15 protein-coding genes are annotated in these 19,617 nt (G+C 65.7%); 9 read left to right on the plus strand and 6 right to left on the minus strand.

The window, feature by feature from the left end; all coding sequences use genetic code 11:
* Positions 1 to 13: 13 nt before the first annotated feature.
* Positions 14 to 1,591, minus strand: coding sequence for a gamma-glutamyltransferase (locus FNB15_RS13835; RefSeq protein ID WP_185973554.1), 1,578 nt, complete (start codon positions 1,589 to 1,591; stop codon positions 14 to 16).
* A gap of 70 nt (positions 1,592 to 1,661) precedes the next feature.
* Here FNB15_RS13835 and FNB15_RS13840 point away from each other — a divergent pair, with 70 nt between their 5' ends.
* The 3 genes from FNB15_RS13840 (at position 1,662) to prfB (ending at position 5,127) form a co-directional block, all read left to right on the plus strand.
* Entirely contained in the window at positions 1,662 to 3,047 is a 1,386-nt protein-coding gene (locus FNB15_RS13840; protein WP_185973555.1) for a M48 family metalloprotease, read from the plus strand.
* 92 nt (positions 3,048 to 3,139) lie between these two features.
* On the plus strand, positions 3,140 to 3,889 hold the full coding sequence (locus tag FNB15_RS13845) for a DsbA family protein (protein WP_144069267.1): 750 nt from the start codon (positions 3,140 to 3,142) through the stop codon (positions 3,887 to 3,889).
* A gap of 124 nt (positions 3,890 to 4,013) precedes the next feature.
* A protein-coding gene (prfB, locus tag FNB15_RS13850) for a peptide chain release factor 2 (RefSeq protein ID WP_144069268.1) occupies positions 4,014 to 5,127 on the plus strand; the annotation gives its coding sequence in 2 pieces (ribosomal slippage) (positions 4,014 to 4,079 and positions 4,081 to 5,127; 1,113 coding nt in all).
* A 152-nt stretch (positions 5,128 to 5,279) separates the two neighbouring features.
* Here the strand turns inward: prfB and FNB15_RS13855 are convergent.
* From FNB15_RS13855 to FNB15_RS13870, 4 genes are all read right to left on the minus strand, one after another.
* A complete protein-coding gene (locus FNB15_RS13855; protein ID WP_144069269.1) occupies positions 5,280 to 5,783 on the minus strand; it encodes a bactofilin family protein in 504 nt (167 codons plus the stop codon).
* A complete protein-coding gene (locus FNB15_RS13860) occupies positions 5,740 to 7,119 on the minus strand; it encodes a M23 family metallopeptidase (RefSeq protein WP_144069270.1) in 1,380 nt (459 codons plus the stop codon). Before FNB15_RS13860 ends, FNB15_RS13855 begins: the two co-directional genes overlap by 44 nt.
* Before the next feature lie 207 nt (positions 7,120 to 7,326).
* Positions 7,327 to 7,857, minus strand: a complete 531-nt coding sequence (locus FNB15_RS13865) for a peroxiredoxin (RefSeq protein WP_144069271.1) — start codon at positions 7,855 to 7,857, stop codon at positions 7,327 to 7,329.
* Positions 7,841 to 10,960: a bifunctional [glutamine synthetase] adenylyltransferase/[glutamine synthetase]-adenylyl-L-tyrosine phosphorylase gene (locus tag FNB15_RS13870; protein ID WP_185973556.1), complete on the minus strand. Its 3,120-nt coding sequence runs from the start codon at positions 10,958 to 10,960 to the stop codon at positions 7,841 to 7,843. The genes FNB15_RS13865 and FNB15_RS13870 overlap by 17 nt, the downstream gene beginning before the upstream one ends.
* A 191-nt stretch (positions 10,961 to 11,151) precedes the next feature.
* Between FNB15_RS13870 and FNB15_RS13875 the strand changes: the two genes are divergently transcribed.
* A complete protein-coding gene (locus FNB15_RS13875; protein WP_144069273.1) occupies positions 11,152 to 14,352 on the plus strand; it encodes a YhdP family protein in 3,201 nt (1,066 codons plus the stop codon).
* 169 nt (positions 14,353 to 14,521) lie between these two features.
* On the opposite strand, the gene FNB15_RS13880 is transcribed toward FNB15_RS13875, so the two are convergent.
* Complete coding sequence (locus FNB15_RS13880; protein WP_221932654.1) at positions 14,522 to 15,217, minus strand: GntR family transcriptional regulator; 696 nt, start codon at positions 15,215 to 15,217, stop codon at positions 14,522 to 14,524.
* Positions 15,218 to 15,374: 157 nt separating this feature from the next.
* Here FNB15_RS13880 and FNB15_RS13885 point away from each other — a divergent pair, with 157 nt between their 5' ends.
* Genes FNB15_RS13885 through FNB15_RS13905 form a run of 5 tightly spaced genes read left to right on the plus strand, consistent with a single transcriptional unit; the run spans position 15,375 to position 19,614 of the window.
* Positions 15,375 to 15,884: a TRAP transporter small permease gene (locus FNB15_RS13885; RefSeq protein WP_144069275.1), complete on the plus strand. Its 510-nt coding sequence runs from the start codon at positions 15,375 to 15,377 to the stop codon at positions 15,882 to 15,884.
* The gene (locus tag FNB15_RS13890; RefSeq protein WP_144069276.1) at positions 15,881 to 17,170 is read left to right on the plus strand and encodes a TRAP transporter large permease; all 1,290 of its coding nucleotides are present in this window, start codon (positions 15,881 to 15,883) and stop codon (positions 17,168 to 17,170) included. The genes FNB15_RS13885 and FNB15_RS13890 overlap by 4 nt, the downstream gene beginning before the upstream one ends.
* Positions 17,171 to 17,180: 10 nt before the next feature.
* Entirely contained in the window at positions 17,181 to 18,215 is a 1,035-nt protein-coding gene (locus FNB15_RS13895) for a TRAP transporter substrate-binding protein (RefSeq protein ID WP_144069277.1), read from the plus strand.
* Complete coding sequence (locus FNB15_RS13900) at positions 18,215 to 18,571, plus strand: TIGR04076 family protein (RefSeq protein WP_144069278.1); 357 nt, start codon at positions 18,215 to 18,217, stop codon at positions 18,569 to 18,571. The genes FNB15_RS13895 and FNB15_RS13900 overlap by 1 nt, the downstream gene beginning before the upstream one ends.
* 5 nt (positions 18,572 to 18,576) lie before the next feature.
* Entirely contained in the window at positions 18,577 to 19,614 is a 1,038-nt protein-coding gene (locus FNB15_RS13905; protein ID WP_246068690.1) for an aldo/keto reductase, read from the plus strand.
* The last annotated feature ends 3 nt before the right edge of the window (positions 19,615 to 19,617 follow it).

A 19,617-nucleotide genomic window follows, 5' to 3' on the forward strand; every position in this document is an offset into this window, starting at 1 on the left:
GGCAACAGCGGCATCAGTAGTTGCGGCCGAACGAGAGACCGAAGCCGCGCCGGTCATTGGCGAAGCTGCAGGTGGTGAGGTCACGCGGCGCGCCTTCGCCGCAATAGGCCATGTTGACGCGGCCGAGCTGGCCCATCTCGTTCACCGTCACGCCGCGCTGCTGCATCGCCTTATAGTTGGCAGGATCCATGCCGGGCTCGACCAGCAGCGGCGATTGCGGATTGGCCTGGAACATGCGCGGCTGCGCCAGCGCCGAGAGGGTGGGGTCCTTCTTGTCCTTGCCCAGCGCGGTGTGCAGCACGCTGTAGGCCGCCGCCGCTGCCGCCGGCGCGCCGCCACTGGCGCCGGTCGCGAACACTGCCTGGTTGATACGCGGCATGGTGCCGATCATGGCGGTCAGATACGGCCGCTCGTCGCCGCCGACACCCGGCGGCGCGGCAAACAGGATGCCGGTTTCGCGGCCGACCAGACGCGAGCCATAGGCGAGGCCCATGGTGAAGGCGCAGGCGACCGTGCCGCCGTTTCTGTCGATCGCGGCGATGCTGGCCGAGCCGAAGCTGTTCATCGGCAGGGTAGCCGGATCGCTGCGATAGGCCTGGCCGAGACTGGCCGCGAAAGTGTCGTCGCGCACGGAATCGCCGCTGCCGAAAAGGTTCGAGCTGCGCAGGAAGCTGCCGCCGTCATAGGTCTGCTCGACCAGCCAGGCGGCCACCGCGCCGCCGGCCGGCGTGTTCGGCGTGTAAAGCACGACGGAATTCTCGAACGGAATTTCGATCGGCTTGTTCACCGCCACGGCATAGGTGTTCAGTTCTTCCAGCGTGACCTTGCCGCCGGCGGCGACGATATCGGCATGCACCTGCCGCGCCAGCGCGCCGGTGTAGAATTCGCCCGGGCCGGTCAGGCGCAGGCGCGACAGCACGCTGGCCAGCGCCGGCTGCACGCGGCGTTCGCCTTCCTGCGCGATCAGTCCGCCGCTGGGCGAGGTGAAGAGCGGGCGCAGGCCGGGGCTGCTGGTGACGGGAGGCTGAACCTCGACAGCAGCCTGGATGAAGGCGCGGCTGGTGGCTTCGCCAAAGCGGGCCAGCTGTTCGGCAGGGGCCACGATGGCTTCCCAGCGCAGACGACCGTATTTGCCCTGCAGCAGCCCGATGCCGCGCACCAGGGCCGGAATCGGGATCGGCCCGCCATCCTTGCCGGGCAGGGCGGGGAATTCGATGGTTTCGGCCTTCTTGAGCGCCACGTCGCTGGCGACACAGACGCCGCCGGCGCCCAGGCCGGCACCGTTCGGGTAGGTTACGGCATAGGTCAGGGCCGCCGCCGCCACGGCATCGGCGGCGCTGCCGCCATTCTGCAGAATATCGCGGGCCACCATGGCCGCGCGGGGCTCGTCGGCCGCCACACCGCCGCGGAAACCCGCCATATAATCGACCCGGCCGGCGCTTTTGGAGGCGCCGAACCAGCTGTCGCCGCCGCACGAAGCGGTGATCAATGCTACCATGCCGAGCAGGGTGCATTGACGGATGCGGCGTCCATGCTTACCTAAACCCTGCTGCAGGAGGTCGCCCGCCTTGCTGGGACAATACTTCGCCATGCGCCGTTCTCTCATTCGCCGTGCTCTGGTTTCACGCGTCGCGATTCGTCGCGTCGTTGCTGCCGGATGTATGTTGCTGACGGCCGCGAGCACGATCCTGCCGACCGCAGCCGAAGCCCAGCGTCGCGGCGGTATTTCTCTGGTGCGCGACGCCGAGATCGAAAATACCATCCGCGCCTATGCCGCGCCACTCTTCGGGGCGGCCGGTCTGTCCGGCGAGGCGATCTCGGTCCACCTGGTCAACGACCGCAGCCTGAATGCCTTCGTGGCCGGCGGCCAGCGCATCTTCGTCAATACCGGCCTGCTGATCCGGTCCGAACGGCCGGCCCAGGTGATCGGCGTCCTGGCGCACGAAATCGGTCATATTTCCGGCGGCCATCTGGCCCGGCTGGGCGATGCCATCGACACCGCCTCCACGGCGATGATCCTGTCGCTGCTGTTCGGCGCCGCCGCTGCGGCCGCCGGTTCGGGCGAGGCGGCGACCGCAGCGGTGCTGGGCGGCCAGCATGTGGCCGAGCGCAACCTGCTCGCCTTCACCCGCGCGCAGGAATCGGCGGCCGACCAGGCCGGTGCCGGCTTCCTGGAACAGACCAACCAGTCGGCCTCGGGCCTGATCGAATTCCTGCGCATCATCGGCAATCAGGATGCCCTGATGTATGACCGCCAGGATCCCTATGCCCGCACCCATCCGATGACTCCGGAACGCGTCGCCGCGCTGGAATCGCGCCAGTCGCGCTCGCCGTCGCGCAGCGCCCAGGATACGCCGGAGAATATGGAGCGGTTCAAACGCATGCAGGCCAAGCTGGTCGGCTATCTCGACGGCCTGCCGGTCACATTGCGCAAGTATCCCGAAACCGACACCTCGCTCTATGGCCGCTATGCTCGCGCCTTCGCCTATTTCCGCGCACTCGATTTCAAGCGTGCGGAAGCCGAAACCGATGCGCTGATCCAGCTTTATCCGAAGGATGCGTTCTTCCATGAGCTGAAGGCCGACATCCTGATGAACCAGGGCAAGGTGGCGGAGTCGCTGCCGCCGATGCGCGAAGCCTATCGCCTGGCGCCGCACGAGCCGCTGCTGGCCTTCGGCGTCGGTCAGCGGCTGGTGGCGCTGGAAGACGTCAGCCAGATGAACGAGGCCATCGACATCCTGAAGCATGTGACGGTGATCGAACCGGACAACAGCGGCGCCTGGCAGCAGCTTGCGGTGGCCTATGGCCGCACCGGCGATATCGGCATGGCCTCGCTCGCCTCGGCGGAGCGCTACCTGATCGCCGGCATCTATCGCGATGCCATCGGGCAGGGCGAACGCGCCGCGCGCCTGATGAAGGAAGGCACGCCGGGCTGGCTGCGCGCGCAGGATATCATCACGGTGGCCAAGGATCGCCAGCGCGAGGAACGCCGCCGCGGCCGAGGCTTCAATGCGGGTTTCCAGGTCGGCCCCGGCACGCGCGATTAACCGCCAGCTTTTCCCGCTTTCTCACAGTCTTGTGGCTTGGCCGCGGTTGCCACGCCGGGCATAGTCCGGCGGATTTTATCGAAGGATTTCTCATGCTCCGCCTGTTCGCCCTGTTTTTCGCCGCCCTGCTGTTCACCGCGCCGGTTCCCGTTCTGGCACAGCAGGCACAGCCCTTCACGCCTGACCAGAAAGCCGCGCTGACGCAGCTGGTGCGCGAGGTGCTGGTCAGCAATCCGGAAATCCTGATCGAGGCGATGAACGCGCTGGAGGCCAAGCAGCAGGCCGATGCCGGCAAGGCGGCGCAGGCCGCGATTGCCGCCAACCGCAAGGCGATCTTCGATGACGGCGTGTCGTATGTCGCCGGCAATCCGCAGGGCGACGTCACCATCGTCGAGTTCTTCGATTACCGCTGCGGCTACTGCAAGCAGGTGCAGCCCAGCCTGATGACCCTGCTGAAGGAAGACGGCAAGGTGCGCCTGGTGCTGAAGGAAATGCCGGTGCTGGGTCCGGAGAGCGTGATCGCGGCGCGGGCCGCCGTCGCCGCCCTGGAGCAGGACAAGGGCGCGAAGTATCTCGCCTTCCACAATGGCATGATGGAATTCCGCGGCCAGATCACCGAGGCCGAGATTTTCCGCCTTGCGGGCGAGGCGAAGCTGGACGTCGCGAAGCTGAAGACCGATATGGCCGCGCCGAAGACCGAACAGATCCTGCGCGCCAACCTTGCGCTGGCCGATATGCTGGGCATCCAGGGCACGCCCGGTTTCGTGATCGGCGACCGTCTGGTGCCCGGCGCCGTGCCGCTGGATACGCTGCGCCAGCTGGTGAAAGAGGCACGGGGGTAGGGCGGCGAAAAAAATGGAACCCCGGGCTTGAGCCGGGGTCCCATTCCGTAAGGCCCATATTTGACGAACCGGACCCGTTTCCTTATGGTCCCGCCGCAATAAACCGTTTCATCAAGGATTAGCTATGCGCGCCGAAATCAAGGCGATGTCCGAAGAGATCCAGCAGTCGCTCGGGCTGCTGAGGAGGTCTCTTTGACTGGGATAACGCAGTCAAGAAGCTCGAAGAGCTGAACGCCAGGTCGGAAGACCCGACCCTCTGGAACAAGCCGGCCGAAGCCCAGGCCCTGATGCGTGAGCGCACCCGGCTGGATCGTGCGGTGGGCACGCAGCGCCGGCTCGAAGCCGCACTCAACGACAGCCTCGAACTGATCGAGATGGGCGACGCCGAGGGCGACCAGAGCGTGGTCGACGAGGCCGAGGCCGTCATCATGGGCCTGTCGAAGGAAGTGGCGCAGGCGCGGCTGGAAAGCCTGCTGTCTGGCGAAGCCGACATGAACGACTGCTTCGTGGAAGTGCATGCCGGCGCCGGTGGCACCGAAAGCCAGGACTGGGCCTCGATGCTGCTGCGCATGTATGTGCGCTGGGCCGAGCAGCATGGCTACAAGGTCGAGTTCCAGGAAGAGAGCGAAGGCGAAGAGGCCGGCATCAAGTCGGCCACCATCAAGGTCAGCGGGCCGAATGCCTATGGCTGGCTGAAGAACGAAAGCGGCGTGCATCGCCTCGTGCGCATCTCGCCTTATGACTCCAATGCACGTCGCCATACCAGCTTCTCATCCGTCGGCGCCTTTCCGGTGGTCGACGACACGATCGAGATCGAGATTCTGGACAAGGACCTGCGCGTCGACACCTATCGCGCCTCGGGCGCCGGCGGCCAGCACGTCAACAAGACGGATTCGGCCGTGCGTATCACGCATATCCCGACCGGCATCGCGGTGGCCTGCCAGATCAACAAGAGCCAGCATCGCAACCGCGACGAGGCGATGAAGATGCTGAAGGCGCGGCTGTACGAGCGCGAGCTGCAGAAGCGCGAGGCCGAAGCCCAGGCGCTGAACGATGCCAAGACCGATATCGGCTGGGGCCACCAGATCCGTTCGTATGTGCTGCACCCGTATCAGATGGTGAAGGACCTGCGCACCGAGCTGGAAACCAGCGACACCCAGGGCGTGCTGGACGGCGACCTCGACGCCTTCATGGCGGCGCAACTGGCGTCCAAGGTCGGCAAGGGCGAGACGGATTAGGGATTAGATAGGCACCCTTTTATTCGTCACCTCGGGCTTGACCCGGGGTCTCATTTTCACGCCGGCCATGACAATCTGAGAAACGCGCACAAACAAAAACGGCGGGCCTTGGGCCCGCCGTTCTGTCGTCTGCTAGGACTGCTACTGTAAAATCAACTCGTCGCGCGGGCCAGGCCGGGCAGCGCGCTGATGTCGCCGCTGCTGGCGGGTTTCACGGCCTTGGCCGGCTTCTCGGCCGCAGCGGCTTCAGCCGCATCGCTGTTCGCCACCACGCTCAGCTTGGCGGCGTTGTCGCGCGGGTTCTCGGCGAACTTGCACAGGCCTTCGATCTTGGCGCCGGCGGCAATCGACAGCAGCTCGTGCCAGATGTCGCCGCGCACCTTGGCGGTCTTGTCCAGCTCGACCGACTTGGCGCGGATGCGGCCAACCACTTCGCCGCGGATCAGCACATGCTCAGCCACCACTTCGCCGACCACCTTGGCATTCTCGCCAACGGCGAGACGCACCGCAGTGACGTCGCCGTTCACCAGGCAGTCGATCTGCACCTCGCCATCCGAATGCAGATCGCCATTGACCGTGAGGCCGGCACTGAGGATGGACGGCGGCGCCAGTTTAGCGACGGCCGGCGGATTGGTTTTCTTGCTGTTTGAAAACATGGTAGCCAGCCTCGATGAATTTGCCGGGATCGATCTGCTCGTCGTCGAGCAGGATTTCGTAGTGAAGATGCTGACCGGTGCTGCGACCGGTCGAACCCATGGTGCCGAGCTGGCGACCGAACGGAACTGTCTCGCCGGCCTGCACCGTAATCGTACTCAGATGAGCATACCGCGTTTTCACGCCCAGACCATGGTCGATTTCCACCGCACGACCGTAGGGTCCTTTGCGGCCGGCGAAGACAACCACGCCGGGCGCGGTGGAGACCACCGGCGCGCGGTTCGGGCCGATGAAATCGATGCCGGCATGGAAGGCCGGCTGCTTGGTGAAGGGATCGGTGCGACGGCCGTAGGTGGAGGAGACTTCCGCCTCACCCGACATCGGCAGATCGAGCGGCAGGCGCTGCGCCAGCGCGAGCAGATCGCCCCAGCGGCCGAACTTGCCCTCAAGATTGTTGATGTCGCGATCGGCCTGCGGATCGACCGAGGCCACCGCAACGCCGGTGGCGCCGGGTGTCGTCACATTGAGTGCACGCAGCGGACCGCCGACGCCAACATCGGCGCGGGCCTCAAGGGCGCGCGACAGCATCGCGGAGATATCGAGGCCGGTGCGGCCCAGCGCCTTTTCCAGCAGGGCGACACTCTTGTCGGTGCGGGCGCCGAGATCATCGATCAGTTCACGCTGCTGGCCGCGCACGGCCAGGATGCGGGTTTCAATGTCGCGCGGCTTCACGGCGGGCAGCGGCGGCCTGGCCTTGCTCTCGCGCAGCATGCCTTCCAGATCCTCGATCGAGGACGGATCGTCCGACGAGGCTGACGCTGACGGCTGTGACGGGGTGGCGGTGGCCACCTTGACCTCGCCCTTGGCCTCGGGGGCCCTGGACGGTTCAGCCGCAGTGGGGCGGGGCGTCTTGTTCGGTTCGGTGATCTTGGCAGGCGCACTGGCCTGCCCGGCACTGGCGGTATCGGTCGGCAGGGCGGGGCTGCGCTGCTTCATCGCCATGTCGTACAACCGGCGATAGCGCTCCTCGAGGTCGCGCGAGGCGACGACGAAATTCTCCTGGCTCTTTTCGTAATCGGCGGCGAGCCGCTCATAGGCGTAGCTCAGCTCGGTGATGCGGCGGTCGCGCGCATCCAGCATGGCATCGCGGTAGAAGACGTTGACGGAGGCGTAGCCGATCCAGCCGGCGAAGGCGACGATGCTCGTCGCCATGGCGATCTGGGCACGACTGGAGAGAGCGACGTAACGGACGTCACCACGGCTACGGAAAATGATCTGCCGTTCCGGGAACAGGCGGTCGCGCAACTCCCGCCATTGCCGTCTCGCGCGTCGCGTCACTCAACCCCCCAATTTGATTCGGACTTTCAGGAAATCCCGTTGCGCGTCTGACCCCTTCGCAACGGCTGTCCGATTAGGGCCTATCTGGTTTGGTTAATGCAAGAAATAATCCGTTACACTTTCCGAAAATACACGGCCGAACACGGACTTAACCGGTGTCTCGCGACTTATCCACAGAGTGTGGATAAAGGTTGCAAGCGCTTGATTCTAAACCCCCTGAGCGGCCTTCAGAACGGCTTCGGCATGGCCGTCGACTTTCACCTTGCGCCAGACGGCGGCAATTTTGCCCACATGGTCGATCAGGAAGGTGGCCCGCTCGATGCCCATATACCTCCGCCCGTAGAGGCTTTTCTCGACCCAGACCCCGTACGACTCGGTCACCTTGCCCGACTCGTCCGACCCCAGGGCGAGCTTCAGCTTGTGCTTGGTCTTGAACTTGTCGTGGCTCGCCGCGCTGTCGCGCGACACGCCGATCACCACGACGCCCAGCTTGTCGAACTTCGTCTTGGCGGCGCTGAAATCGATCGCCTCGCGGGTACAGCCCGAGGTGTCGTCCTTGGGGTAGAAGTACAGCACAACCGCTTTGCCCTTCAGCGCGGCCAGCGAAACCTTGCCGCCGCCATCGGTCGGCAGTGAGAAGGCCGGCGCCTTGTCGCCAACCTGCGGACCCGGAGCAGCCTCGGCAGTCTTCTTGGGGGCGGCCTTCTTGGGGGTGGCCTTCTTAGTCTGCGTTGCCATCGGTCTGTCCTGTCTGCTTGTCGGAATTGAGGGAGTCGGCGAGCGCCAGATGCGGCGCGGCCGGCGTGTCGACCAGGGTGTCGAACAGGCCATGTACCGCGGCCTGCATTTTCACCAGCCGCCTGGTCAGGGCCGGCATGTCGGGTTCCTGCACCAGCGCCGGCATGCGCTGCGCCAGCGCCGGCGGCCAGCGTTCGGGATCGCTGGCCTCGTCGCGCCCGGCCAGCCGTGCCGCCGCCAGCAGCGTCGCGTAAAGCCGTCCGGCCTCGGCCAGCGTTTTGGCCTGCGCGGCGTCAAGCAGTCTGGCCGCGCGCAAGGCGTCCAGTACCGCCAGCGGCTGCTGCAGCAGGATCGCCGGTTTGTCGCGGCCATGGCGCAGCAGCAGGTACTGCACGATGAATTCCAGGTCGACCAGGCCGCCGCGCACCTGCTTCAGGTCCCAGGGATTCTCGACCTTCCTGTGCTCGGCCATGCGCCGGCGCATCACCGCCACATCGGCGAGCAGCTTGTTCGGGTCGCGCTTCATGGTCAGGATGTCGCGCCGCAGCTTTTCGATCTGCTGGATCAGCGCGGCTTCTTCTTTCGACTGGTCCAGACCGCAGATCACGCGCGCGCGCGTCAGCGCCATATGCTCCCAGGTCCAGGCTTCCTTGCGCAGGTAATCGGCATAGGCATCCAGCTTGATCGCGATCGGCCCGGCGCCGCCCGAGGGGCGCAGCCGCATGTCGATCTCATACAGCTTGCCTTCGCCGGTCATCGCCGTGATCGCGGCGATCAGCCGCTGGCACAGCCGCGCGAAATACAGCCCCGGTGTGAGTGGCCGCGCGCCATCGGATTGCCTGGCAGTGTCGGGGCAGTCGAAGACCAGCACCAGGTCGAGATCGGATTCCAGCGTCAGTTCCTGGCTGCCGAGCCTGCCCAGGCCGACCAGCGCCACCGCCGATTTCGCGATGCGGCCATGCTGGGCGACGAATTCGGCGGTCACATGCCGCAGCAGATCGGCCAGCACCGCATCGGCCACCGTGCTGAGCGCGAGGCCAGAGGCCTGGCCATCCATGCCGCCACGCAGCAGGCCGATGCCGACCTGCAGTTTCAGTTCGGTGGTCCAGCGCCGCGCCCAGTCCAGCACATCCTGGAAATCGCGCGCCGCCTGCATCTGGCGCTGCAGGCTGCCGACCAGGCTGTCGCGCTCAAAGGATGCCGGATGTTCGGCATATTCGATCAGGCTGTCGAACAGTGCGGCATTCTGCGCCAGCGCCTCGGCCAGCTGCGGCGCGGCGGCCAGCACCTCGGCCAGCGTATCCAGCACCTCCGGATTGGCCTGCAGCAGGGCGAACAGCTGCACGCCGGCCGGCAGGCTGGAGAGGAAATAGTCGAAGCGCTTGAAGGCGACATCGGCATTGCCGGTGCGTGAAAACGCTTCCAGCAGCTGCGGCATGATGGCGGTGAGTTTCTCGCGCGCGCGCTCCGACCGCATCGCGCGATAGCGGCCGAAATGCCAGCCGCGGATCATCGCGGCGATCTCGGACGGAGCGCTGAAGCCGAGGCCGCGCAGGGTGTCCAGCGTGGCCGGATCGTCGTCGGTGCCGGTGAAGACCAGCGCGCCGGCTTCCGAGCCCAGTGGCGCGGATTCGGCAAACAGATCGTCGTAATGGCCTTTCACCCGCGTCAGCACGGCGCGGATTTTGCTGGCGAAACTTTTCGCATCTGTCTCGCCCAGGAAGCAGGCGAGCCGCGCCAGGCCATCCTTATCGTCGGGCAAAGTATGCGTCTGCTCGTCATCGATCATCTGCAGGCGATGTTCCACCGTGCGCAGATAACGGTAATGCCCGATCAGCTCGTCGCGAATCTCCGGCGTCAGCCGGTCAGTCTCGACCAGTGCGCGCAGCGCATCGCAGGTGGCGGGCGAGCGCAGCCGCGTGTCGCGGCCGCCGGCGATCAGCTGCTGGGTCTGGGCGAAGAACTCGATCTCGCGGATGCCGCCGCGGCCGACCTTGATATTGTGACCTTCCACCGCGATCTCGCCATGGCCGCGATGGGCGTGGATCTGCCGCTTGATCGAATGGATGTCCTCGATGGCGGCGAAGTCGAGATTCTTGCGCCAGACATAGGGCGTCAGATGTTTCAGGAATGCCGCGCCGGCCTCCAGGTCGCCGGCAATCGGCCGCGCCTTGATCATGGCGGCGCGTTCCCAGTTCTGGCCGAAGCTCTCGTAATAGGCCTCGGCCTCATGCGTCGAAACCGCAACCGGGAAGGAGCCGGGATCGGGGCGCAGCCGCAGGTCGGTGCGGAAGACATAGCCGTCTTCGGTGCGGTCATGCAGCAGACGCACCATCTGCCGGGTCAGCTTGATGAAGCATTCCAGCATCGAACGGCGACCGGTGTATGTCGCCACCTCGGGATCGAACAGCACGATCAGGTCGATGTCGGAGGAATAGTTGAGTTCGCGCGCGCCGAGCTTGCCCATGCCCAGCGCGAAATAGCCCGAGCCCTTGCAGGGATTTTTCTTGTCCGGCAGCACCAGCTCGCCGGCCTCGGCGGCATCATGCAGCAGCGCCGCGAAGGCATGGTCGACGCAGGCCGCCGCGAAGTCGCTTAAAGAGCCGGTGATCTTTTCCAGCGACCACCGGCCGGTGATGTCGGCGGCGGCAATGCTGAGCGCGACCTGCCGCTTGGCGATGCGCAGCGGCAGCGCAAGGTCATCCGCCGTCTTCGCCTTGCGTGCGGCGGTTTTAAGTTCGGCCAGTGCGGCGGCCAGCGCCTTGTCGGGGCCGGACTCCAGCAGGGTCAGCACGGTGGTGGGCTCGTGCAGGCAGAGATCGCCCAGGAACGGGCTGTTGCCGAAGATGGCGGCCAGCAGGTTTTTACCGTCGCCCTTCGCAGTGAGCGCGGCCAGCCGTTTGGCCATCGCTTTATCTTTCTGCCCGGCCAGCAGGTCGCGCCAGGCGGCGAAGCCCCGCGAGGCGGCGTCGATATCGAATGGCTGGGGCAGGGCACCCGCCGGGGGCGTCGTGCGTTTCACAGCGGTGGCGGTGACTTTGGGCTTGGCTGCCGGCGTTTTCTTCGGCGCCTTCGCCTTCGGGACGGCTTTCTTGCCGGTCACTTTTCGCGGAGCCGGGGCGGCCGCCTTTCTTTTGGCGGATTTTGCCTTCAATCCATTGGCAGGCATGGCGTTTCTCTCGTAGAGGCGCTGAAGTTCGGTTAAACTCGCGCCAGGGTCAAGCAGTAGGATCCAGGGTCAAGCAGTAGGATAAGGCGAGGGCGCGCGACGTGGTTTTGCGGTGGAGTCGGTGGGTGGTGCGAACGGTGGTTGCCGTGGCCGCCACCGCTGCAATCCTGGCCGGCGCGCTGGCCTGGCGCGTCACCCAGGGACCGATCTCGCTTGCCTTCCTCGCCCCCTATGTCAGCGAGGCGCTGGCGCTGCCCGAGCTCGGATTCCGCGTCACCGTCGCCGATGTGGTGCTGGCCTGGTCGGAGCCCGACCAGAGCCTGCGGCTGCGGTTGATCGACGCGCAGTACCGCGTCGAGGGCGAGCGCGCCGTGCTGCGCGTTCCGACCATCGACATGGATCTGAGCGGTCCGGCGCTGCTGCGCGGCGTGATCGCGCCGCGCTATGTGCGGGCCAGCGGCGTCGAGGCGCGGCTGGTGCGCGATGCCCAGGGCGGCTTCCAGCTTGGCCTGCCCGAGGCAACAGACAGCACCGCAGCCGAGACCGACACTTTGACGGCGGCGGTCGAAACCGCCGAGGCGCAGTCCGACGGCCAGGCCGTGCAGGCGATGTTCGGCGCGATCTTCGAGATGCTGTCGCGCCCGCCTTCGCTCGACGATCCGCTCGGCCAGTTGCAGACCGTATCGATCCTGGCCGACCGGCTGGTGATCGAGGACTGGAAGCTGAACCAGCGCTGGGTGGTGCCCGAGGCGCAGATCGGTTTCCAGCGCGGCGAGGGCCATGTCTATGGCACGCTGACCGGCGCGCTCGACTGGCGCAGCCGCCGCGTCGATCTCAATGTCGAGGCCGATTACACGGTGGCCGAACGCGTCGCGCGCGTCACCGTGCATTTCGCCAATGTCGAACCATCGGATTTCGCCGACGTCGTGCCCGAACTGGCGCCGCTCGATTATATCTCCGCGCCACTGTCGGGCAGTCTGACGCTGACGGTCAACGACACCGGCGAGCAGCTTGGCCTCAATTTCGATCTTGGCGTCGGCGCCGGCCAGATCAATGTGCCCGACATGCTGGCGCAGCCGCTCGATCTGAAGGAGGCCCGCTTCCGCGGCTATGCCGATGGCGGCAAGGGTATCCTGTTCCTCGACGAGGCGAGTCTCGGCTTTGCCGACGGCTTCCGTGCGTCCTTCGGCGGCACGATGACGCGGCAGGCCGGCGAACGCTACAGCATCGACATGCAGGGCCAGTTCTTCGACCTCGCCACCGACAAGGTCGGCCACTACTGGCCGCCCGGCATGGCCAGGAATGCGCGGGAATGGGTGACCGGGCATCTGGCCGGCGGCAAGGTCAATGCCGGGCGCATTGCCGCCAAGCTGTCGCCCGACATGGTGGCCGGCACGGCGCGGCTGGGGCGCGATGCGATCAAGCTGGATTTCACCTTCGAAGGCATCACGGTCGACTACCTGCCGCCGATGAGCAAGATGACGGATGGCAAGGGCATCGCGGCACTCGATGCCGATGTCTTCACCCTCAACCTCGAAAGCGCGCGCGTCGGCAATATCGCCAGCGGTCCGGGCAGCGTGAAGATCAACGGCCTGCAGGACCGCGACCAGTTTGCCGAAATCAGCAACATCGCGCGCGGCACCAGCGCCGATGTGCTGGCGCTGATCGACCAGAAACCGCTCGGCTTCCCGTCCAGGCTCGGCATCAAGCCGTCCAGCGTCGGCGGCAGCGGGGAGGTGCGGTTCCGCCTGCGCTTCCCGCTGCTGGTCAATCTCAAGACCGACGATATCGTGGTGAATGCCGATGCCGACCTGACCGATCTCAGGATGGGCGGCCTGCTCGGTCGCTACGAGCTGAGCCAGGGCCAGATGAAGCTGAAGGTCGATACCAAGGGCCTGGAGGCGAATGGCAATGCGGCGCTGAACGGCGTGCCGCTGCAGATCGGCTGGCGCGAGGATTTCAGTGCGCGCGCCGCCGTCACCGCGCGCTATTCGCTGAAGGGCCGCATCGACGAGGAACAGCGCAAGGCGCTCGGCTATCCGCTCGCGCCCTATATCGACGGTCCGGCCGAAGCCAATATGGATATCGAGGAACGCCGCGGCGGCGAGACCGCGATCGGCGGCGAGTTCGATCTCAAGGATGCGACGATCGCGGTGGCGGATGCCTATCTGCTCAAGCCGGCCGGCATGCCGGCCAGCGGCCGCACGCAGATTCGCACCCGCGCCGGCCAGCCGGTGCAGTTCGATGTGATCGAGATCGCCAGCGCGGCGCTGACCGGCAAGGCGAAAGCCGTGCTGAATGCCGACAACAGCTGGAGCGCCGACATCGACCAGCTCACGGCGGGTGAGGGCCCCGGCAAAAGCGATGCGCGTGGCCGCATCGCTTTTGCCGCCAATGGCGATTCACAGATCGCGCTGACCGGCCGGCGCTACGACCTGCGGCCCTATGTGCAGGCCATGTTCGACGATGATGCGCCGCCGGGCACGGTGAAACCGCGCATGGCGCTCTCCTTACGCTTCGATGAGGCGCAGATCGACGACACCATCGAATTGCGCAACATGTCGCTGACCGCGCAGCGCGCGCCAACCCGCATGGAACGCGTCAGCCTGGGCGGCGGTTTCCACACCACTGGCGGCCTGACACTGGATATCTCGCCGGCGCTGGATGGCCGCAACCTGAAACTGCTGTCGGACAATGCCGGCGCCGTGCTGCATTTCCTCGGCGTCAGCGACATGCAGGGCGGCACGATGGACGTGACCGGCCGCTATGACGATACGCTGCCGACCCAGCCGCTGACCGGCAAGATGATGCTGCGCAATGTAAAGGCGGTGCGTGCACCTTTCCTGGCGCGACTGTTCGGCGCGGCGTCCTTCGCAGGCCTGGGCGCGTTGCTGTCAGGCGAAGGCATTACCTTCGAGACTGGCGAGATTCCGTTCCAGGAGCGCGATGGCATCCTGACGATCCAGCCCTCGCGGCTCAGCGGGCCGCAGCTCGGCATCAGCCTCGAGGGCCATATCAACCAGCGCACCGACACAGTCAGCATCAATGGCACCGCCGTGCCGGCCTTCGTGCTCAACACCATGCTCGGCAAGATTCCGCTGCTGGGCGACCTGCTGGTGGGCGATGGCATCCTCGGCGTCAACTTCGCCGTGTCAGGCCCCAAGAGCGACCCGCAATTCACCGTCAACCCGTTGTCCGCGATTGCGCCGGGCTTCCTGCGCCGCATTTTCCAGGCGCCGGAAGCCGGCCCGCGCGCGACGCCGAACGGCCCGGTCGAATCTGTGCCGTTCAGTCCCGGCGATCCGAACATGTCCGGGCAGCAGTAGGGCGGGTACGACATGCGTCGTCTCCGCGCCATCCTCTGAGCGTCTGCCCATTCCTTATGGCGTCACCCCGGGCTTGACCCGGGGTCCCATTTTCTTTGGCGCATCCACAAAAATGGGATGCCGGGTCAAGCCCGGCATGACGAATGAAAGACTTGGGCCGAGATGCGGCTCAGCCCCGGCTGTCCAGCAGATCGAACGCCCAGCTCAAGTCCGCTTCCAGGGCACGGCGCACAGCCGCTACATCGCCCTTGCGCAGGGCCGCTACGATCTTGGTATGGAAACTGCCGCGCGTGCCGCGCTGGCTCGGCTTGTGACGGTCGGAATGGCGCTCCACGGCGGTGCGGATATACGGACCGGACTGCAGCCACAGCGAGCGGATGATCGCCAGCAGGCTGGGCGAGCCGCAGGCGTCATACAGGGTGAAATGGAAACGCTGGTTGCACAGCAGTTCGGCATCGGCATCGCCGGTTTCGGCAGCAGTGGTATAGGCGGCATCGGCCGCCGTGAGCGCCGCCAGCAAAGCAGGGGTGACATGCGCGGCCGCCAGTTCGGCCGCATGGCCTTCGATCAGAAGCCGGGTGCGGCGCAGATCGGCCAGACGTTCCGGCGTCATTGCCGGCACGCGCACCGAGCGTTGCGCCTGGCCTTCCAGCGCCTTCTCGGCGATCAGGCGGCGCAGCGCCTCGCGCACCGGCATCACGCTGGTATCGAAAGCGGCGGCAAGATCGCGAATGGTCAAAGGCTGACCGGGCTGCAGCCGGCCGCAGATCAGCGCATCGCCCAGTTCGGCATAGACCCGGTCCTGTACGGTGTCGCGGGCGACCGGCGCGACGGCGCGGCGTACAGCGGAGGCGCGGTCGCTCAAAACACGATCCGGTTGCCCGCGTATTGGGCGGGAAACGACAGGTTTGTGCTTTGCGCGTCCAGGCAGGCGTTTGCTCGGCATGGACTCAGCTTGACAGAATTTCCCTCGCCTCTCTACTGTGATCACATATCAAATCCGGGGGTGGCGAAGCCGCCAGATGTCAGACCGCCAGAGTGCCAGTCCTTCTTCGGCCAGATCGCTGGTCGGCCGCCTCGACATGGCTTTCGCCATCGCCGCGGGCCTGGCGTTGCTGGCGATGGCCATCGTCGCCTTCCTCGATGTGGTGTTCCGCAGCTTCAACCGCCCGGTCACCGGCGCCTATGAACTCACCGCCATCCTGGTGGCGCTGACCGTCTTCGCCGCCTTGCCGGGCGTCACCCGCCGCGACGAACATGTGCGCGCCGGCATGCTGAGCATGCTGGCCCGGCGCAAGCCCGTGCTGGACTCAGGCATGCGCTGGCTGCGCCGCCTGTTGCTCGTCGCGTTATTCGCCTATCTCGCCGTCACGCTGGTCCGCATGGGGCAGACCTTTCATCGCGCCGGCGATCTGGCGCCCTTCATTGATTTGCCGCTGAGCTGGGTGGCCTGGTTCGGCGCCGCCAGCAGTGTGGCCAGCGCGATCTGCGCCTGCTTCAGCCAGCGCGGCGCGGGAGCCGAACTCGGATGACGGCTGCCATCGTCGCACTCGTCGCCATGCTGGCGCTGATCGTGGTCGAAGTGCCGATCGCGGTGGCGATGGCGCTGCCCGGCATCGCCGGCTTCCTGTGGATGCTGGGCTGGGACCCGACTGCCTATATGGTGGCGGAAACCACCTTCAGCACCGTGAACTCCTACGCCCTGTCGGTGATTCCGCTGTTCATCCTGATGGGCAACCTGATCAACGAGGCCGATGTCTCGCGCGAGCTGTATGACGCCGCCTACAAGTTTGTCGGTCATCTGAAAGGCGGCCTGGCGATTGCCACCGTCATTGCCTGCGCGGCTTTCGCCGCCGTCTGCGGTTCCAGCCTGGCCACGGCGGCGGCGATGTCGAAAGTCGCCTATCCCTCCATGAAGCGCTACGGCTATGCCGATGGCCTCGCCGCCGGCAGCATCGCCTCGGCGGGAACGCTGGGCATCATGATCCCGCCCAGCGTCGCCTTCATGGTCTACGGCATCATGACGCAGACCGATATCGGCAAGCTGTTCATGGCCGGCGTGCTGCCTGGCCTGCTCGGCGCGCTGCTCTATATCGGCGCCGTGCTGGTCGCCGTCACGCTGCGGCCGCAGGATGGTCCGGCGGGCGAACGCAGCAGCTGGCGCGAGCGTTTTCTGGCCTTGCGCGGCACCGCCACGGTGCTGGGCCTGTTCCTGCTGGTGATCGGCGGCATGTATGGCGGCGTGTTCACGCCCACCGAAGCCGCCGGTATCGGCGCGGTCGGCGCCTTCGTCATCGCGCTGGCGCGCCGCAAGCTCAGCTGGCGCCGGCTGTTCGCCATCCTGGCCGATACCGCGGCCACCACCACGATGCTGTTCTTCGTGCTGGTCGGCGCGCTGATCTTCTCCAAGTTCATCACCATCGCCGGTTTCACCCAGGCGCTGACCGGCTGGTTCACCGGGCTGGAGATCGGCCCGCTCGGCCTGATCCTGATCATCTGCGCGCTGTATCTGGTGCTCGGCTGCTTCCTTGAAAGCATGTCGATGATCCTGCTCACCCTGCCGATCATCTTCCCCATCGTGAGCGCCGCCGGCTTCGACCCGGTCTGGTTCGGCGTCATCATGATCACGTTGATCGAGGTCGCGCTGATCACGCCGCCGGTCGGCATGAATGTCTACATGATGCACACGCTGCTGCCGCATATCCCGATGAAGACCATCTTCGCCGGCGTCGGCACCTTCGTTGCCGCCGATGTCGTCCGCATTATCCTGCTGATTGCGTTTCCTGCCATTGCCACCTTCCTGCCATCACTCATGTAAGAGGCCCATCATGACCGCATGCCGTACCCTCATCCTCGCCGCCGTGGCGGCCACGACCGTCTCTGCTTCAGCACAGGCTCAGACCGTGCTGCGATTCTCCAACTGGCTGCCGCCGACGCATCATGTCGTCACCGAGATGGTCACGCCCTGGGCCGCGGATGTCGAAAAGGCCACCGAAGGCCGCGTCAAGCTGCAGATCCTGCCGGCACTGGGCGCACCGCCGGCGCATTTCGATCTGGTCAAGAACGGCGTGGCCGATGTCGCCTTCGGCGTGCATGCCTATACGCCGAACCGCTTCAAGCTGACCGAGATGGGCGAACTGCCGTTCACTGCCGATCATTCGGTGGTGAATTCGCTGGCCTACTGGCGCACCTACTCGAAGCATTTCGCCAAGCATAACGAGCATGAAGGCACGCATCTGCTCGGCCTGTGGACCAACGGCCCGTACCAGCTGTTCACCAAGGCCAATGCGCTGACCAGCCTGGATGCCGTCAACGGCATCAAGATCCGCATCCCGGGCGTCACCGTCGAGCGCATCACCAAGGCGCTCGGCATGACGCCGATTTCCTCGCCGCTCAGCGAAGCCTATGAGCAGATTTCGCGCGGCGTGATCCAGGGCATGTTCCAGCAGAAGGAAACCGTGATCGCCTTCAACATGACCCAGCATATGCCGGTCGCCAGCTTCGTGCCCGGCGGCTTCGCCCATTCGAGCCAGTTCATGGTGATCAACGAGGCCAAGTGGAAGGGGCTGGACGCCAAGGACCGCGACGCGATCACCAAACTGTCGGGTGAGGCGATGGCGAAGCGTTTCGCCACGGTGTGGGAAGCCAAGGAAGCCGCCGCGCTGGCCAAGTTCGCCGAAACCGGCGTGAAGGTGACCAACGTGGACGGCAAGCTGCTCGAGGAACTGCGCGGCAAGCTGCAGTTCGTCACCGACGAATGGCTGGCCGAAGCCGGCAAGAAGGCGCCGGAAGCCAAGGCCGCGCTGGCCGAATACAGGGCGGCGATCCCGGCGGTCGCCAAAGAGCTGAACGTCAAGCCGTAATGGCCGACGACAGTTTCAGTCTCTACGACCTGCGCATCGAGTGGGTGCCGGGCGACGGCGGGCGCTGCTTCTGCGCCGCCAAACCCGGCGACCATTTCGAACTGCATGGCGAGCAGCTGCATCTCCCGCCCGGCCAGTCCTGGTCGATCTACACGCTGGCGGCGTTGCTGCCGCTGCTGCCGGCCAAGCAGCGCGAGACGCATCCGAATGACTGGATGAGCACCGACGCGCTGGTCGCCTGCCCGGACCCGAACTGCACGGCACGGTTCCGCATCCGGCGGGTGGCCAAGCGCGACTTCCGCCATTCCGAAACCACCGCAGTCCCTTTGAGCGGCAACGACGACAGCAAGGCGTAAGGATCATGGTCGAGCGGTATGAACTGGTGCCGGGCTATACGATGTCGCGGCTGCTGAAGGGCGGCTGGCATCTGGCCGGCGGCCATGGCGAAGTCGATCGCCAACAGGCCATCGACGACATGGCCGCGTTTGTCGAGGCCGGGATTACCAGCTTCGACTGCGCCGACCATTACACCGGCGTCGAGGAACTGATCGGCGATTTCAGCGCCGCCTATCCCGAACTCGGGAAACGCATCGAGATCCATACCAAGTTCGTCCCGGACTATGACCGCCTGACCAGTTGCGACCGTGCCTATGTCGAAAGCATCATCGACCGCTCATTGCAGCGCCTGCGCGTCGGACGGCTCGATCTGGTGCAGTTCCACTGGTGGAATTATGCCGTGCCCGGCTATGTCGAGGCGATGCAGGTGCTGGACGAACTGCGCAGGGCCGGCAAGATCCGCCTGCTGGGTTTGACCAATTTCAACACCGCCACCACGCGTGAGATCGTCAATGCCGGTGTGCCGGTGGCGGCGACACAGGTGCAGTATTCCGTGCTGGACTCGCGGCCCGAGCGCGGCCTGGCCGAATTCTGCCGGCAGCATAAAATCGGGCTGCTCTGCTACGGGACACTGGCTGGCGGATTCCTGAGTGAGGCCTGGCTCGGTGTGCCTGAGCCGCAGGAACCGCTCGAAAATCGGTCTCTCACCAAATACAAGCTGATCATCGAGGATTTCGGCGGCTGGGCGCTGTTCCAGGAATTGCTCGCCACCCTGCAGGAGATCGGTCGCGCGCATGAGGCCGGCATCGGCCAGGTGGCGACGCGCTATGTGCTCGACCGCCCGGGTGTGGCCGGCGCCATCGTCGGCGCGACCTCGACGAAGCATCTCGCCGGCAACCTGCGCATCAATGCGATGCGGCTCAGCGACGCCGAACGCGCGCGCCTGGACGCCGTGCTGGCGAAACGCTCAGGACCGCCGGGCGACTGCTACGATATCGAGCGCGACAAGACCGGCCGCCACGGCCGCATCATGCGCTACAACCAGAATGACGGCCGGCACTGACGC

It is taken from the genome of Ferrovibrio terrae, from assembly GCF_007197755.1.
GTDB classification, from domain to species: Bacteria; Pseudomonadota; Alphaproteobacteria; order Ferrovibrionales; family Ferrovibrionaceae; genus Ferrovibrio; species Ferrovibrio terrae.

What these genes read in the sequence shown, in the direction of transcription:
- FNB15_RS13835 (WP_185973554.1), bottom strand. Translation starts at nt 1,591, where the DNA reads ATGGCGAAGTATTGTCCCAGCAAGGCGGGCGACCTCCTGCAGCAGGGT.
- FNB15_RS13840 (WP_185973555.1), top strand. Translation starts at nt 1,662, where the DNA reads ATGTTGCTGACGGCCGCGAGCACGATCCTGCCGACCGCAGCCGAAGCC.
- FNB15_RS13845 (WP_144069267.1), top strand. Translation starts at nt 3,140, where the DNA reads ATGCTCCGCCTGTTCGCCCTGTTTTTCGCCGCCCTGCTGTTCACCGCG.
- FNB15_RS13855 (WP_144069269.1), bottom strand. Translation starts at nt 5,783, where the DNA reads ATGTTTTCAAACAGCAAGAAAACCAATCCGCCGGCCGTCGCTAAACTG.
- FNB15_RS13865 (WP_144069271.1), bottom strand. Translation starts at nt 7,857, where the DNA reads ATGGCAACGCAGACTAAGAAGGCCACCCCCAAGAAGGCCGCCCCCAAG.
- FNB15_RS13885 (WP_144069275.1), top strand. Translation starts at nt 15,375, where the DNA reads ATGTCAGACCGCCAGAGTGCCAGTCCTTCTTCGGCCAGATCGCTGGTC.
- FNB15_RS13890 (WP_144069276.1), top strand. Translation starts at nt 15,881, where the DNA reads ATGACGGCTGCCATCGTCGCACTCGTCGCCATGCTGGCGCTGATCGTG.
- FNB15_RS13895 (WP_144069277.1), top strand. Translation starts at nt 17,181, where the DNA reads ATGACCGCATGCCGTACCCTCATCCTCGCCGCCGTGGCGGCCACGACC.
- FNB15_RS13900 (WP_144069278.1), top strand. Translation starts at nt 18,215, where the DNA reads ATGGCCGACGACAGTTTCAGTCTCTACGACCTGCGCATCGAGTGGGTG.
- FNB15_RS13905 (WP_246068690.1), top strand. Translation starts at nt 18,577, where the DNA reads ATGGTCGAGCGGTATGAACTGGTGCCGGGCTATACGATGTCGCGGCTG.